The following is a 14,132-nucleotide window of genomic DNA, read 5'->3' as shown; positions in this document are numbered from 1 at the left end:
CTCAACTAGGGAGCCGGCACCACTGGAGACGGGCATGGATCTCAACTACTCGGCGGCCGACAACGCCTTCCGGCAGGAAGTGCGTAGCTGGCTCGAAGCCAACCTGCCGGCGCAAATCCGCGAAAAGGTTCTCAATCATCGCCGCCCCAACCGCGATGACTTCAAGACGTGGCACAAGCTGCTGGCCGGCAAGGGCTGGTCGGCCCCGCACTGGCCGGTGGAGTTCGGCGGCACGGGCTGGAACGCCACGCAGCGCCATATCTGGGACGAGGAAAATGCCCGTGTCGGCGCACCTGGCGTGCTGCCGTTCGGTGTGGCGATGGTCGCGCCCGTGATCATGAAGTACGGCAATGCCGAGCAGAAGTCCTACTACCTGCCGCGTATCCTCGATTGCACCGACTGGTGGTGCCAGGGCTACTCCGAGCCGGGTTCGGGTTCGGACCTCGCCTCGCTGAAGACGCGCGCCGAACTGACGTCGGACGGCAAGCACTACATCGTCAACGGCCAGAAGACCTGGACCACGCTCGGCCAGCACGCCGACATGATCTTCTGCCTGGTCCGCACGGATCCCGAAGCCAAGAAACAGGAAGGCATTTCGTTCCTGCTGATCGACATGAAGACGCCCGGTATCACCGTGTGCCCGATCATCATGCTCGACGAAGAGCACGAGGTGAACGAGGTCTTCTTCGACAACGTGAAGGTGCCCGTCGAGAACCGCGTGGGCGAGGAAAACCGTGGCTGGACCTACGCCAAGTACCTGCTCGGCCATGAGCGCACCGGCATTGCCCGCGTGGGCAACTCCAAGCGCGAGCTGGGCTTCCTGAAGCGCGTGGCGCGCCAGCAGCAGAAGAACGGCAAGCCGCTGCTGGAAGATCCGGTGTTTGGCGCCAAGGTGGCCGCGCTCGAGATCGAACTGATGGCGCTGGAGCTGACCGTGCTGCGCGTGGTGTCCAGCGAGGCCGCCGGCAAGGGTCCCGGCCCGGAGGCATCGATGCTCAAGATCAAGGGCACCGAGATTCAGCAGATGTTGACCGAACTGATGGTGGAAGCCGTCGGTCCGTACGCGCAACCGTTCGACCCGGCCTACCTCGAGTGCGAGCACGCGCATGCGGTGACCGGCTTCGACGACGCCGCGCCGCTGGCCGCGTACTACTTCAACTATCGCAAGACCTCCATCTACGGCGGGTCCAACGAAATTCAGAAGAACATCATCAGCCAGATGATTCTGGGGCTGTGAGGAGACACGCAACATGAACTTCAATCTCAGCGACGAACAGAAGCAACTGGCCGACGCCGTCCGCCGCTTCATCGACAAGAGCTACGACTTCGAGTCGCGCAAGAAGAACATCAAGGCCGAGGCCGGCTACGGCGAGGGCGCCTGGGGCGCACTGGTCGAACTGGGCCTGACCGCGCTGCCGGTACCGGAAGCGCAGGGCGGCTTCTCGGGCACGGCCGTCGACATGATGGTGGTGCAGCAGGAGCTGGGCCGTGGCCTGGTGGTGGAGCCGTACTTCGCCACGGTGGTCGCCGCGCATGCGCTGAAGCTGGCCGGCGGCCAGGACGCCCTGCTCGAGCAGGTGGCCGGTGGCGAGGTCAAGCTGGCCACGGCGTTCAACGAGCCGCAGTCGCGCTACGCGCTGAATGATGTGCGCGTGACGGCCAAGGGTGGCAAGCTCAACGGCCGCAAGGTGGTGGTGATTCACGGTGCACAGGCCGACAAGCTCGTGGTGTCCGCCCGCACCAGCGGCGCCGATGCCGACACGAACGGCATCTCGCTGTTCCTGGTCGATACGAACGGCGCCGGCGTGAGCGTGACCGACTACCGCACCATCGACAATCTGCGCGCTGCTGACGTGACCCTCCAGGACGCCCCGGCCACGCTGCTGGGCGCCGAGGGGCAGGGCTGGGACGTGCTCGAGGCCACGGCCGACTACGGCGCGGTGCTGCTGTGCGCCGAAGCCGTGGGCGTGATCGACACGCTGAACGCCGCCACGCTCGAGTACGCCAAGACGCGCCAGCAGTTTGGCATGCCCATCGCCCGCTTCCAGGCGCTCCAGCACCGCATGGTCGAGATGTTCATCCATGCCGAGCAGGCCCGCTCGATCACGCTGCTGGCTGCGGCCCGCTTCGAGGAGTCGAACCCCGAGGAGCGCCGCCGCTACGTGTCCGCCGCCAAGGCGCGCGTGGGGCAGGCCGCCCGCACAGTTGGCCAGGAGGCGGTGCAGATCCACGGCGGCATGGGCGTGACGGACGAACTGCCGGCCGCGCACATGTTCAAGCGCCTGACGCTGATCAACACCACGTTTGGCGATGTGGACCACCACCTGGGCCGCTTCGCCAGCCAGCCGGGCTTCCAGGCAGCCGCCTGAGCCCTACGTTGTACAGAAACCGCGCCTGTTGTCCCCTGCGCGGTTTTTTGCTTCTGGTTACGCCATCTACGGAGCGAACATGTCAAAGATGTATTTCGAGGATTACCAGGTCGGCAGCGAGCACCCGCTGGGCAGCTACACGGTCACCGAGGCGGAGATCGTGGCGTTTGCGAGCCAGTACGACCCGCAGCCGTTCCATATCGACAAGGACGCCGCCGCCAAGAGCATCTACGGCGGGCTGATCTCGAGTGGGTGGATGACCTGCGCGATCATGATGAAGCTGCTGGTGAAGTCCATGGGCGACCGGAGCAGCAGCATGGGCTCGCCGGGCGTGGACGAGATCCGCTGGATCAAGCCGGTCTATGCGGGCGACACGCTGACGGCCGTGCTGAAGGTGCTGGAGACGCGCCCGTCCTCGTCCAAGCCGGATCGCGGCGTGGTGCTGACCCAGTGGCAAGCCACCAACCAGCACGGCGAGCTGGTCTGCACGGTCAAGGGCATGGGCATGTACGGCCGGCGGCCGGCATAATACGAACCCCGAATCGAGACGACGCAAAAGAGGAGACACCATGCGCACCATCGCATCGCTGGAAGAGCTGGAAAGCCTGCAAGGCCAGGAAGTTGCCGTCAGTGACTGGACCGAGATCACGCAGCAGCAGGTCAACCTGTTTGCCGAGGCCACGGGCGACCACCAGTGGATCCACATCGACGTGGAGCGCGCCAAGCGCGAGTCCCCGTTCGGCGCCCCGGTGGCCCATGGCTTCCTGACCCTGTCGCTGCTGCCGCAGTTCATGCAGAACGCCATCCACATGGAAGGCGTCAAGATGGGCGTCAACTATGGCCTGAACCGGGTGCGGTTCACCTCGCCGGTGCCGGTGGGCAGCCGCCTGCGCGCCCGCGTGAAGCTGCTCAAGGTGGAGCGGCTCGACCCGATGCCCAACGGCCTGATCGGGGCCCAGTCCACCTGGGAAGTGACGGTGGAGCGGGAGGGCAGCGACCGCCCGGTCTGCGTGGCAGAATCGATCAGCCGACGCTACTCCTGAACGCCAGCCAGTTCCGATCTGAATCGGAAAAATATGAGGGCCGCTAGAACGCGGCCCTTGTCGTTTGTCCAGCGGAACCGTTGAAAAACGATCCATCACGACATGACTGTTCCCTGCGCGCGACACTTTCGGCCGGCCGATGTCATTGTCCGATTTTCCGAACAGTGTTTCCGCACCCCGTGGGTTTACCCCTAATGTTGCGTTGCGGTACAGTCGCGCCCACGATGCTTTATGTTATGCGGTATCCGCTAGAAGACCGTGCCCGCTGCGCTGGCGGGGTGGTCGAAACCGGTGGAAATCGCGTGGGCATCGTGACACAACGCTCGTCCCGGCGGCAGTCTTGAGCCGGGATCGATCGCAGTTCAGGCAGTCGGTTACCTCAGCGCACGCACCGCCCCCTCCGGCATCCCGCGCACGCAGTCGTCAGTTGCTGTCCAGCCGCGTTCATGGCGTTGCCCGGCCGCATGGTCCGCAGGCGCTTGCATCGCCAGTTCCGCAACGCCAGCTTTGGACACGTCCTCCGGTTTTTCCCAGCCCAGCCAGCCAGTTGCCCCGTGCAGCGGATGGCGGTGCCGCGCCTGCATGTCGGGAGCGGCCCAACCAGACCGTCGTGACATGAAAAAACCCATAATGCCGCGCTGGACGCGGTTCCTGCCTAGCCTTGGCTTGCTGTTGCTGGCCGGCTGCAACATGACGCTGCTCGACCCCAAGGGTCAGGTGGGTGTCGACATCAAGGGCATCATCCTGATCGCCACCTGGCTCATGCTGCTGGTGGTGGTGCCGGTGATCGTCCTGACGCTGGTCTTCGCCTGGAAGTACCGCGCCACCAACAAGGCTGCCCGGTACGAGCCGGACTGGTCGCACTCGACCAAGATCGAAGTGGTGGTCTGGCTGATCCCCTGCATCATCATCGCGGTGCTGGGCTACATCACCTGGAAGTCGTCGCACGACCTGGATCCCTACAAGCCGCTGGAATCGAACGTCAAGCCGATCACCGTGGAAGCGGTCGCGCTGAACTGGAAGTGGCTGTTCATCTATCCGGAACTGAAGATCGCCACGGTCAACCAGCTGGCGCTGCCGGTGGGTACCCCGGTGAACTTCAAGATCACCTCGGATTCGATCATGAATTCGTTCTTCATCCCCCAGCTGGGCAGCCAGGTGTACGCCATGGCCGGGATGGAGACCAAGCTGCACCTCATCGCCAACGAAGCCGGCACGTATGACGGCATGTCCGCCAACTATAGCGGCGGCGGCTTCTCGGGCATGAAGTTCAAGGCCGTTGCGATGTCGAACTTCGATTTCGACGCGTGGGTGGCCAAGGTGCGCGCTTCTGAACGCCAGCTCGCCGCTGCGGACTACAAGGTCCTGGCCAAGCCGAGCGAAGCGGAGCCGGTTGCCCTCTACGGCAAGGTCGAAGACGGCCTGTACACCGGCATCCTGCATCAGTACATGGGCGCCGACGGCCGCGCCATGGCCCGCGAGGGCTTCGATGGCGGCCCGGTCTGCACGTCGCGTAACACGCTCGGCGAAGAGCGGGTGTCCATGACCACGCCGGCCAAGCCGGCGCTGGGCGCGCAATCCTAGGAGCAATGATGTTTGGCAAATTGACTTTGTCGGCGATTCCGTTTCATGAGCCGATCATCATGATCACACTGAGCTGCGTGGCCCTGGGTGGGCTGGCGCTGCTCGGTGGGATTACGTACTTCAAGAAGTGGAACTACCTGTGGAGCGAGTGGATTACGTCCGTCGACCACAAGAAGATTGGCGTGATGTATTCGCTGGTGGCGCTGATCATGCTGCTGCGCGGCTTTGCCGACGCGGTCATGATGCGTACCCAGCTGGCGCTGGCCACCAATGGCAACCCCGGCATCCTGCCCCCTGAGCACTACGACCAGATCTTCACCGCCCACGGCGTGATCATGATCTTCTTCGTGGCCATGCCGCTGATGACGGGCCTGATGAACCTCGTGGTGCCGCTGCAGATCGGCGCGCGCGACGTGGCGTTCCCGTTCCTGAATACGCTGAGCTTCTGGCTGTTCGTGGCCGGCGCGATGCTGGTCAACGTCTCGCTGGGCGTTGGTGAGTTCGCGCGTACCGGCTGGCTGGCCTATCCGCCGCTGTCGGGCATCGACTACAGCCCTGGGGTGGGGGTGGATTACTACCTCTGGTCCTTGCAGATATCAGGGCTGGGCACGCTGCTGACCGGCGTGAACTTCCTCGTGACCATCCTCAAGATGCGCGCCCCGGGCATGACCCTGATGCGCATGCCGGTGTTCACCTGGACCGTCCTGTGCACCAACGTGCTGATCGTGGCCGCCTTCCCGGTGCTGACGGTGTCGCTGGCGCTGCTGGGCCTGGACCGTTACTTCGGCATGCACTTCTTCACGAACGACGGTGGCGGCAACGCCATGATGTACGTGAACCTGATCTGGATCTGGGGCCACCCCGAGGTGTACATCCTGATCCTGCCGGCGTTCGGTATCTTCTCGGAAATCATCTCGACGTTCTCGGGCAAGAAGCTGTTCGGCTACAAGGGCATGGTCTACGCTACGGCCGCGATCATGGTGCTGTCGTTCCTGGTCTGGCTGCACCACTTCTTCACGATGGGCTCCGGCGCCAACGTGAATGCCTTCTTCGGCATCACCACAATGATCATCTCCATCCCCACCGGGGTGAAGATCTTCAACTGGCTGTTCACGATGTACCGTGGCCGCGTGCAGTTCACGTCGCCGGTGCTGTGGACGCTGGGCTTCATGATTACCTTCGTGATCGGCGGCATGACCGGCGTGCTGATGGCCGTGCCGGCAGCCGACTTCGTGCTGCATAACAGCCTGTTCCTGATTGCCCACTTCCACAACGTGATCATCGGTGGCGTGCTGTTCGGCTACCTGGCCGGCGTGACCTACTGGTGGCCGAAGGCGTTCGGCTTCAAGCTGGACGAGCGTCTGGGCAAGTGCGCGTTCTGGTGCTGGCTGGTTGGCTTCTACTTCGCGTTCATGCCGTTGTACGTGCTGGGCCTGATGGGCATGACCCGCCGCCTGAACCATACCGACAACCCGGCCTGGACCCCGTTCCTGTACGCGGCCGTGATCGGCGTGGTGTTCATCGCCATGGGTATTGGCTTCCAGGTGCTGCAGATCGTCGTGTCGATCCGCAACCGCAAGGCACTGGCCGACGTCACGGGCGATCCGTGGGGTGGCCGTACGCTGGAGTGGGCCACGTCGTCGCCGCCCGCGTTCTACAACTTCGCGCACACCCCGGTGGTGCGTGACCTGGACGCGTTTGCCGACATGAAGGCCCGTGGCGAGACCATCCGCACGGACGGCTACGAGCAGATCCACATGCCGAAGAACACTGCTGCGGGCTTCTACATGGGCGCCTTCAGCCTCGCGCTGGGCTTCGCGCTGACCTGGCATATCTGGTGGCTCGCCGCCGTGGGCCTGGTTGGCATGGTGGTGGCGTTTATCCGCCGCGCCAACGACGACCATATCGATTACTACGTGCCGGCCAAGCAGGTCGAGCAGATCGAAACGCTGCACCAGCAGCGCATCGCTACGCAGGGCTGATCATCATGTCGACTGAAGTTCTAGACCGTTTTGGGGCGCAAGCCCCCGCCCACGGCCACGCGCACGATGCCGCGCATGACCACGACCACGCCCATCACGACACCAGCGAGAACACCATCTTCGGTTTCTGGCTGTACCTGATGAGCGACTGCATCTTGTTCGCGTGCCTGTTCGCCGCCTACGCCGTGCTGCGCGGCGAAGTGGCGGGCGGCCCGTCGGGCAAGGAGCTGTTCGAGCTCAACTTCGTGCTGGTCGAGACGTTCATCCTGCTGTTCTCGTCGATCACGTACGGCTTCGCCATGATCTCGCTGCAGAACCGCAGCAAGGGTCGCGTGCTGTTCTGGCTCGGCGTGACGTTCCTGCTGGGTGCCGCGTTCATGTCGATGGAAATCTATGAGTTCCATCACCTGATCCACGAAGGCGCCGGCCCCGGCCGCAGCGCGTTCCTGTCGTCGTTCTTCACGCTCGTGGGTACCCACGGGCTGCACGTGGCCAGCGGCATGGTCTGGATGCTCGTGCTGATGTGGCAGCTGAACAAGAAGGGCATGACCGCGACGATGGAAAAGCGCCTGAACTGCCTGAGCCTGTTCTGGCACTTCTTGGACATCGTCTGGATCGGCGTCTTCACCGTGGTCTACCTGATGGGAGCACTGTAATGGCACAACAACATGCAACGGCTGCCCACGGCGAGTCGCACGGCCACAGCAGCGTCAAGTCGTATGTGATCGGCTTCGTGCTGGCCGTGATCCTGACGGTGATCCCGTTCAAGATCGTGATGGACGGCACCATGGACCGCGGCACGATCCTCTGGATCATCCTCGGCATGGCCGTGGTCCAGATCGTGGTCCACCTGAAGTACTTCCTCCATATGGATGGCTCCAAGGGTCAGCGCTGGAACGTCATGGCGTTCCTGTTCACGCTGCTGATCCTGTTCATCGTGCTGGCCGGTTCGCTCTGGATCATGCACAACATGAATGCCAACATGATGCCGATGATGAAGTAAGCATCGTCAGGCATGCTGCGAAGACGGGGCCCTCGGGCCCCGTTTTTTATTGCCGACGGTGCGCGATGCACTGTCGCCGGCCCGCATCCTGCACTGATTTGCGGCCATGCACGATGCCGGTGCGGCGCCGGGCGCGGCCCCCGCGGCCCGGTTGGCACCGCAATGGTGCGCCGGCATCACCCGCCGTGACGTTTCCTCCCACCTTTGATCGTTCCCGGCCCGGCCGTCCATGGCACGCTAGTTGCAGAAGGATCACCCGGGGTGCGTAGAGTCCCTGACCACATACGACAAACTGGGAGCTGCAATGAAACGACGTGACATGCTGAAGCTGTCGGCGGTAGCCGCCGCGGCGATGATCGGTACCAGCCCGCTGCTGGCGCAGTCGAAGGATCCGATCAAGGTCGGCATCCTGCATTCGCTGTCGGGCACGATGGCCATCTCCGAGACCTCGCTCAAGGACGTGGCGCTGATGACCATCGACGAGATCAACAAGAGCGGCGGCGTGCTGGGCCGCAAGCTCGAGCCGGTGGTGGTGGACCCCGCCTCCAACTGGCCGCTGTTCGCCGAAAAGGCGCGCCAGCTGATCACGCAGGACAAGGTCGCCGTCACGTTTGGCTGCTGGACCTCGGTATCGCGCAAGTCCGTGCTCCCGGTATACGAGGAACTGAACTCGCTGCTGTTCTACCCGGTGCAGTACGAGGGCGAGGAAATGTCGAAGAACGTGTTCTACACCGGCGCCGCGCCTAACCAGCAGGCCATCCCGGCTGTGGAATACCTGATGAGCAAGGAAGGCGGCGGCGCCAAGCGCTTCTTCCTGCTCGGCACCGACTACGTGTACCCGCGCACGACCAACAAGATCCTGCGCGCGTTCCTGAAGAGCAAGGGCGTGGCCGACAAGGACATCGAGGAGGTCTACACCCCGTTCGGCCACAGCGACTACCAGACCATCGTCGCCAACATCAAGAAGTTCTCGCAAGGCGGCAAGACGGCTGTGATCTCGACGATCAACGGCGATTCCAACGTGCCGTTCTACAAGGAACTGGGCAACGCCGGCCTGAAGGCCAAGGACGTGCCGGTGGTGGCATTCTCCGTGGGCGAGGAAGAGCTGCGCGGCATCGACACCAAGCCGCTGGTTGGTCACCTGGCCGCCTGGAACTACTTCATGTCGGTGAAGAACCCGGAGAACGACGCGTTCAAGAAGCAATGGGCGGCATGGGTCAAGGCCAACAATCTGCCCGGCGGCGACAAGCGTGTGACCAACGACCCGATGGAAGCCACCTACGTTGGCATCCACATGTGGGCGCAGGCGGTCAAGAAGGCCGGCACCACCGATGCGGACAAGGTGCGCCAGGCCATGTACGGCCAGACCTTCAAGTCGCCGGATGGCTTCACGCTGACCATGGGCGAGAACCATCACCTGTACAAGCCGGTGATGATCGGCGAAGTGAAGGGCGACGGCCAGTTCACGGTGGTGTGGAAGACGCCGAAGCCGGTGCGCGCACAGCCGTGGAGCCCGTTTATCGCGGGTAACGAAGGCAAGCCGGACAAGGTTATCGCCGGCCGCTGATGCCGTAGACATCGCCGGAAGGGGGCTTCGGCGCCCTTCCGGCTCGGCTCCCTTTTCCCGCTTGCGGGGGGAGGGGAGCCCTCCCTCGGTCGTTCCACGCATAAAAGACGCGAACCATCGCGCAATATCAGACGCCAGCCAGCCCTATGCACCGATCTCCATTCCCGTCCGCCTTGCCGTGGCTGCGCGCCATGCTGGCTGCGCTGCTGCTGGCCGCCGCGCCGCTGTGGGCGGCACCGCTCACCCAGGCGGACCTCAAGCCGTTGGTTGAAGACGACTTCGACGCCAAGACGGCTGCGCTCGCCGCGCTGACCCAGGCGCCGCCCGAACAGGCTGGCCCGATCCTGCGTGCACTCCAGGACGACACGCTGCAATATGCGCCATCAGTGGGCATGGTGCGCCAGGACGACGGCAAGACCGTCGATGCCATCACCGGCAAGCCGGTGACCGTGAAGGCCGATGAACTCGAGTCGCTCACGCTGAACAACAGCCTGCGGGCCATCGTCGATAGCGCCGCGAGCAGCCTGCTGCTGCAATCGCCGGACATCGCGGTGCGCACGCAGGCCATCAACACCTTGTCCGATCAACCCGAGAATGCCTCGCGTGAAGCCGTTGAAGCGGCCCGCAAGGCCGAGGCCGACGCCGGCCTGCGCGCCCGGCTCGACGTGATCTGGGCCAGCACCGTGCTGGCGCAAGGCACCGACGCCACGCGCGACGCGCGACTGGAAGCCATCCGTATCCTCGGCCAGGACAGCAACCCGCAGATCCGCCAGAAGCTGATGCCGCTGGTCGAGCGCGACGAAGCCGGCAAATTCAAGGAGCCCGATGCCGATGTGCGCGCCGCCGCCCAGCAGGCCATCGACAAGATGCGCGGCGAGCAGGGCCGCGCCGAGCTGCTCGGCAACCTGTTTGCCGGCCTGAGCCTTGGCAGCGTGCTGCTGCTGGCCGCGCTGGGCCTGGCCATCACCTATGGGTTGATCGGCGTTATCAACATGGCGCACGGGGAGTTCCTGATGATCGGCGCCTACGCCACCTATGTGGTGCAGACGCTGTTCCGCGCCTATGCCCCCAACGCGTTCGACTGGTACCTGCTGGCGGCGCTGCCGGCGTCGTTCCTGGCGGCGGGCGTCGTCGGCTTCGCCATCGAGCGGATCGTGCTGCGCCACCTGTACGGCCGCCCGCTCGAGACGCTGCTGGCCACCTTCGGTATCAGCCTGCTGCTGATGCAGGCCGTGCGCACCATCTTCGGCGCCCAGAACGTGGAAGTGGCCAATCCCAACTGGATGAGCGGCGGCGTGACGGCGATGGCCGGCCTCGTGATTCCGTACAACCGCATCGTCATCATCGCCTTCGCGCTGGCCGTGGTGGCCGTGGCGTGGGCCGTGCTGAACCGCACCCGGCTCGGGCTGTTCGTGCGTGCCACCACGCAGAACCGCACCATGGCGGCCTGCGTGGGCGTGCGTACGTGGAAGGTGGACAGCTACGCCTTCGCCTTCGGTGCCGGCATCGCCGGGCTGGGCGGCTGCGCGCTGTCCCAGATCGGCAACGTGGGCCCGGACCTCGGGCAGGCGTACATCATCGATTCGTTCATGGTGGTGGTGCTCGGCGGCGTGGGCCAGCTGGCCGGCACCATCGTCGGCGCCTTCGGGCTCGGCATCATCAACAAGTTCATCGAGCCGTTCTACGGCGCGGTGCTGGCCAAGATCTTCGTCCTGGTGCTGATCGTGCTGTTCATCCAGAAACGCCCGCAGGGCCTGTTCGCGCTCAAAGGGCGCAGCGCGGAGGCATGAGATGCGTAGCTTTCAATCGAAATCCTCGAACGGGGCGCCGTTCCGCCTCTCGGTTCCGGAGCGCCAGCCGCTCTTCTCGCGCAAGGTGTGGCTGGCGTTGGTCATCCTCACGCTGGTGGTCGCCGTCGGCGTGCCGATCTGCGCGCTGGTGATTCCCGAGGGCCACCCGCTGCACCTGTCGGCCTACGCGCTGACGCTGATCGGCAAGATCATGTGCTTCGCGTTGGCGGCCATCGCGCTGGACCTGGTGTGGGGCTACTGCGGGATCCTGAGCCTCGGCCACGGGCTGTTCTTCGCGCTGGGCGGCTATGCGATGGGCATGTACCTGATGCGCGCGATCGGCCGTGAAGGCGTGTACAAGAGCGACCTGCCCGACTTCATGGTGTTCCTCGACTGGAAGGAACTGCCCTGGTTCTGGCACGGCACCGAACACCTGCCGTACGCGCTGCTGCTGGTGGTGCTGGTGCCGGGCGTGCTGGCGTGGCTGTTCGGCTTTTTCGCGTTCCGCTCGCGCATCAAGGGCGTGTACCTGTCGATCATCACGCAGGCCATGACTTACGCGGCGATGCTGCTGTTCTTCCGCAACGAGACCGGCTTCGGCGGCAACAACGGCTTCACGGACTTCAAGCGCATCGCCGGCTACGCGGTGGCCGCGCCGGAAACCCGGGCCGCGCTGTTCGTGCTGACCTTCCTGGCGCTGCTGGGCGGCTTCGTGGCGTGCCGCTACATCGTCACCTCGAAGCTGGGCCGGGTGGTCACCGCCGTGCGGGATGCCGAGATGCGCGTGATGTTCTCCGGCTACAACCCCCTCGGCTACAAGCTGTTCGTCTGGACCTTCTCGGCCGTGCTGTGCGGGATTGCCGGCGCGCTCTACGTGCCGCAGGTGGGCATCATCAACCCGGGCGAGATGTCGCCGGCCAACTCCATCGAGATGGCGGTCTGGGTGGCCGTGGGCGGCCGCGGCACGCTGATCGGGCCGATCGTCGGCGCCTTCCTGGTCAACGGTGCCAAGACCATGTTCACGGCCTACTTCGCCGAGTACTGGCTGTTCCTGCTTGGCGCGATGTTCGTGCTCGTGACGCTGTACCTGCCCGATGGCGTGGTGGGCCTGTGGCGCCGCCTGCGCGGCAAGCGCACGGCCGCCCAGAAGATCCAGGCGGCCACGGGCGAGGCGGTGAACCCGGCCGCCGTGACCCCGCAACAAGGGAGCGAGGCATGAACGCGGCCACCTCACAACCTGGCGCACAACACAGTGCACAGCGCGGCGCGGATCAGGCGGAGAGCGGCGACGCCACCGGCCTGGGCCGCGTGCTGGAGCCCGGCGTCATCGACACCTCGCACGGTCCCATCCTCTACCTGGAGGACCTGACCGTGCAGTTCGACGGCTTCCGCGCGCTCAACAAGCTGTCGCTGTCGATCGATCACGGCGAGCTGCGCTGCGTGATCGGCCCGAACGGCGCCGGCAAGACCACGATGATGGACGTCATCACCGGCAAGACCGGCCCGCGCAACGCCAACGTCAGCGGACGCGTCTTCCTCGGGCAGTCCATCGACCTGATGCGGATGACGGAGCCGCGCATCGCGCAGGTCGGCATCGGCCGCAAGTTCCAGAAGCCCACGGTGTTCGAGCAGCACGAGGTCTGGGAGAACCTGGAACTGGCGATGAAGGCGGACAAGCGCTGGTGGTCGTCGCTGCGCGCGCGGCTGACCGGCGAGGGCCATCGCCGCATCGAGGAAACGCTGGCGCTGACCGGGCTCGAGGACGAGGCGTATCGCCCGGCCGGCCTGCTGTCCCACGGCCAGAAGCAGCGGCTGGAGATCGGCATGTTGCTGATGCAGCAGCCGCAACTGCTGCTGCTCGATGAACCCGTGGCCGGCATGACCGACGAAGAGACGATGCAACTGGCCGGCCTGCTGAACAGCCTGCGCGGCAGTTGCTCGATGATGGTGGTGGAGCACGACATGGAATTCGTGGCGGCGCTGGCCGGCGAGTCTGGCAAGGTCTCGGTGCTGGCCGAAGGCAGCCTGCTCGCCGAAGGCACGCTAGACGCCGTGAAGCGCGACGAGCGCGTGATCGAATCCTATCTGGGAAGGTAACCATGCTGCAGGTCAATGCACTGAACCAGTTCTACGGCGGCAGCCACATCCTGCGCGACATCTCGTTCGAGGTGCCCCAGGGCAAGCTGACCACGCTGCTCGGCCGCAACGGCGTGGGCAAGAGCACGCTGCTCAGATGCCTGATGGGCGTGGTGCCCACCCGCAGCGGGCAGATCAGCTGGGAGGGCCGCGCCCTTGAAAAGAAGGCCCCGTACGAGCGCGTCTCGGCGGGGCTGGCCTACGTGCCGCAGGGCCGCGAGATCTTCCCGCGCCTGACCGTCGAGGAAAACTTGCTGATCGGCGCCGCCAGCCGCGCGCGCCCAAACGGCGTGCCGGACCGCATCTACCAGCTGTTCCCGGTGCTGCGCACGATGCGCTCGCGCCGCGGCGGCGACCTCTCCGGCGGCCAGCAGCAGCAACTGGCCATCGGCCGGGCGCTGATGAGCGAGCCGCAACTGCTGATCCTCGATGAGCCCACCGAAGGCATCCAGCCGTCCATCATTCAGGACATCGGCCGCGCGCTGCGCCTGCTGGTGGACGAGTTCGGCATGACGGTGCTGCTGGTGGAGCAGTACTACGAGTTCGCCCGTCATCTGGCCGATCACTACGTCGTCATGAGCCGGGGCGAAGTGGTGGCCCGGGGCGAGGGCGCCACGATGGAACAGGATGGTGTGCGGGAGCTGATCGCGGTGTAATC

Annotated in this window: 13 protein-coding genes; all 13 read left to right on the top strand. The window is 64.8% G+C overall.

Annotated features, from left to right (window positions below):
- The first annotated feature begins 34 nt into the window (after nucleotides 1-34).
- The 13 genes from AB4120_RS21345 to urtE all read left to right on the top strand — a co-directional run bounded on the left by AB4120_RS21345 (nucleotide 35) and on the right by urtE (nucleotide 14,130).
- Entirely contained in the window at nucleotides 35-1,237 is a 1,203-nt protein-coding gene (locus tag AB4120_RS21345) for an acyl-CoA dehydrogenase family protein (RefSeq protein ID WP_441642815.1), read from the top strand.
- A 13-nt stretch (nucleotides 1,238-1,250) separates the two neighbouring features.
- Nucleotides 1,251-2,369 carry an acyl-CoA dehydrogenase family protein gene (locus AB4120_RS21340; protein WP_149136405.1) on the top strand — a complete coding sequence of 373 codons (1,119 nt, stop codon included), beginning with the start codon at nucleotides 1,251-1,253 and terminating at the stop codon, nucleotides 2,367-2,369.
- Between the two features lie 79 nt (nucleotides 2,370-2,448).
- Nucleotides 2,449-2,898 carry a MaoC family dehydratase gene (locus AB4120_RS21335; RefSeq protein ID WP_149136404.1) on the top strand — a complete coding sequence of 150 codons (450 nt, stop codon included), beginning with the start codon at nucleotides 2,449-2,451 and terminating at the stop codon, nucleotides 2,896-2,898.
- A 40-nt stretch (nucleotides 2,899-2,938) separates the two neighbouring features.
- On the top strand, nucleotides 2,939-3,412 hold the full coding sequence (locus tag AB4120_RS21330) for a MaoC family dehydratase (protein WP_144201527.1): 474 nt from the start codon (nucleotides 2,939-2,941) through the stop codon (nucleotides 3,410-3,412).
- A 615-nt stretch (nucleotides 3,413-4,027) separates the two neighbouring features.
- Nucleotides 4,028-4,996, top strand: coding sequence for a ubiquinol oxidase subunit II (gene cyoA / locus AB4120_RS21325; RefSeq protein WP_149136403.1), 969 nt, complete (start codon nucleotides 4,028-4,030; stop codon nucleotides 4,994-4,996).
- An 8-nt stretch (nucleotides 4,997-5,004) separates the two neighbouring features.
- Nucleotides 5,005-6,978, top strand: a complete 1,974-nt coding sequence (cyoB, locus tag AB4120_RS21320; protein ID WP_441642822.1) for a cytochrome o ubiquinol oxidase subunit I — start codon at nucleotides 5,005-5,007, stop codon at nucleotides 6,976-6,978.
- Nucleotides 6,979-6,983: 5 nt separating this feature from the next.
- Nucleotides 6,984-7,634, top strand: a complete 651-nt coding sequence (gene cyoC / locus AB4120_RS21315) for a cytochrome o ubiquinol oxidase subunit III (protein WP_149136402.1) — start codon at nucleotides 6,984-6,986, stop codon at nucleotides 7,632-7,634.
- Entirely contained in the window at nucleotides 7,634-7,981 is a 348-nt protein-coding gene (gene cyoD, locus AB4120_RS21310) for a cytochrome o ubiquinol oxidase subunit IV (RefSeq protein WP_092292429.1), read from the top strand. Before cyoC ends, cyoD begins: the two co-directional genes overlap by 1 nt.
- A 304-nt stretch (nucleotides 7,982-8,285) precedes the next feature.
- Nucleotides 8,286-9,548, top strand: coding sequence for an urea ABC transporter substrate-binding protein (gene urtA, locus AB4120_RS21305; RefSeq protein WP_149136401.1), 1,263 nt, complete (start codon nucleotides 8,286-8,288; stop codon nucleotides 9,546-9,548).
- A 146-nt stretch (nucleotides 9,549-9,694) separates the two neighbouring features.
- Nucleotides 9,695-11,338, top strand: coding sequence for an urea ABC transporter permease subunit UrtB (gene urtB / locus AB4120_RS21300; protein ID WP_149136400.1), 1,644 nt, complete (start codon nucleotides 9,695-9,697; stop codon nucleotides 11,336-11,338).
- A 1-nt stretch (nucleotide 11,339) separates the two neighbouring features.
- Nucleotides 11,340-12,557 carry an urea ABC transporter permease subunit UrtC gene (gene urtC, locus AB4120_RS21295; protein WP_149136399.1) on the top strand — a complete coding sequence of 406 codons (1,218 nt, stop codon included), beginning with the start codon at nucleotides 11,340-11,342 and terminating at the stop codon, nucleotides 12,555-12,557.
- Nucleotides 12,554-13,435 (top strand): urea ABC transporter ATP-binding protein UrtD, encoded by an 882-nt coding sequence (urtD, locus tag AB4120_RS21290; RefSeq protein ID WP_149136398.1) that lies wholly within the window; start codon nucleotides 12,554-12,556, stop codon nucleotides 13,433-13,435. The genes urtC and urtD overlap by 4 nt, the downstream gene beginning before the upstream one ends.
- Before the next feature lie 2 nt (nucleotides 13,436-13,437).
- The gene (gene urtE, locus AB4120_RS21285; protein ID WP_149136397.1) at nucleotides 13,438-14,130 is read left to right on the top strand and encodes an urea ABC transporter ATP-binding subunit UrtE; all 693 of its coding nucleotides are present in this window, start codon (nucleotides 13,438-13,440) and stop codon (nucleotides 14,128-14,130) included.
- Nucleotides 14,131-14,132 lie beyond the last annotated feature (2 nt).

This window comes from Cupriavidus sp. 2KB_3, assembly GCF_052115685.1.
Lineage (GTDB): Bacteria > Pseudomonadota > Gammaproteobacteria > Burkholderiales > Burkholderiaceae > Cupriavidus > Cupriavidus campinensis.
Note: the sequence above shows the minus strand (reverse complement) of the source record. Positions and strands in the feature narration are given on the sequence as shown.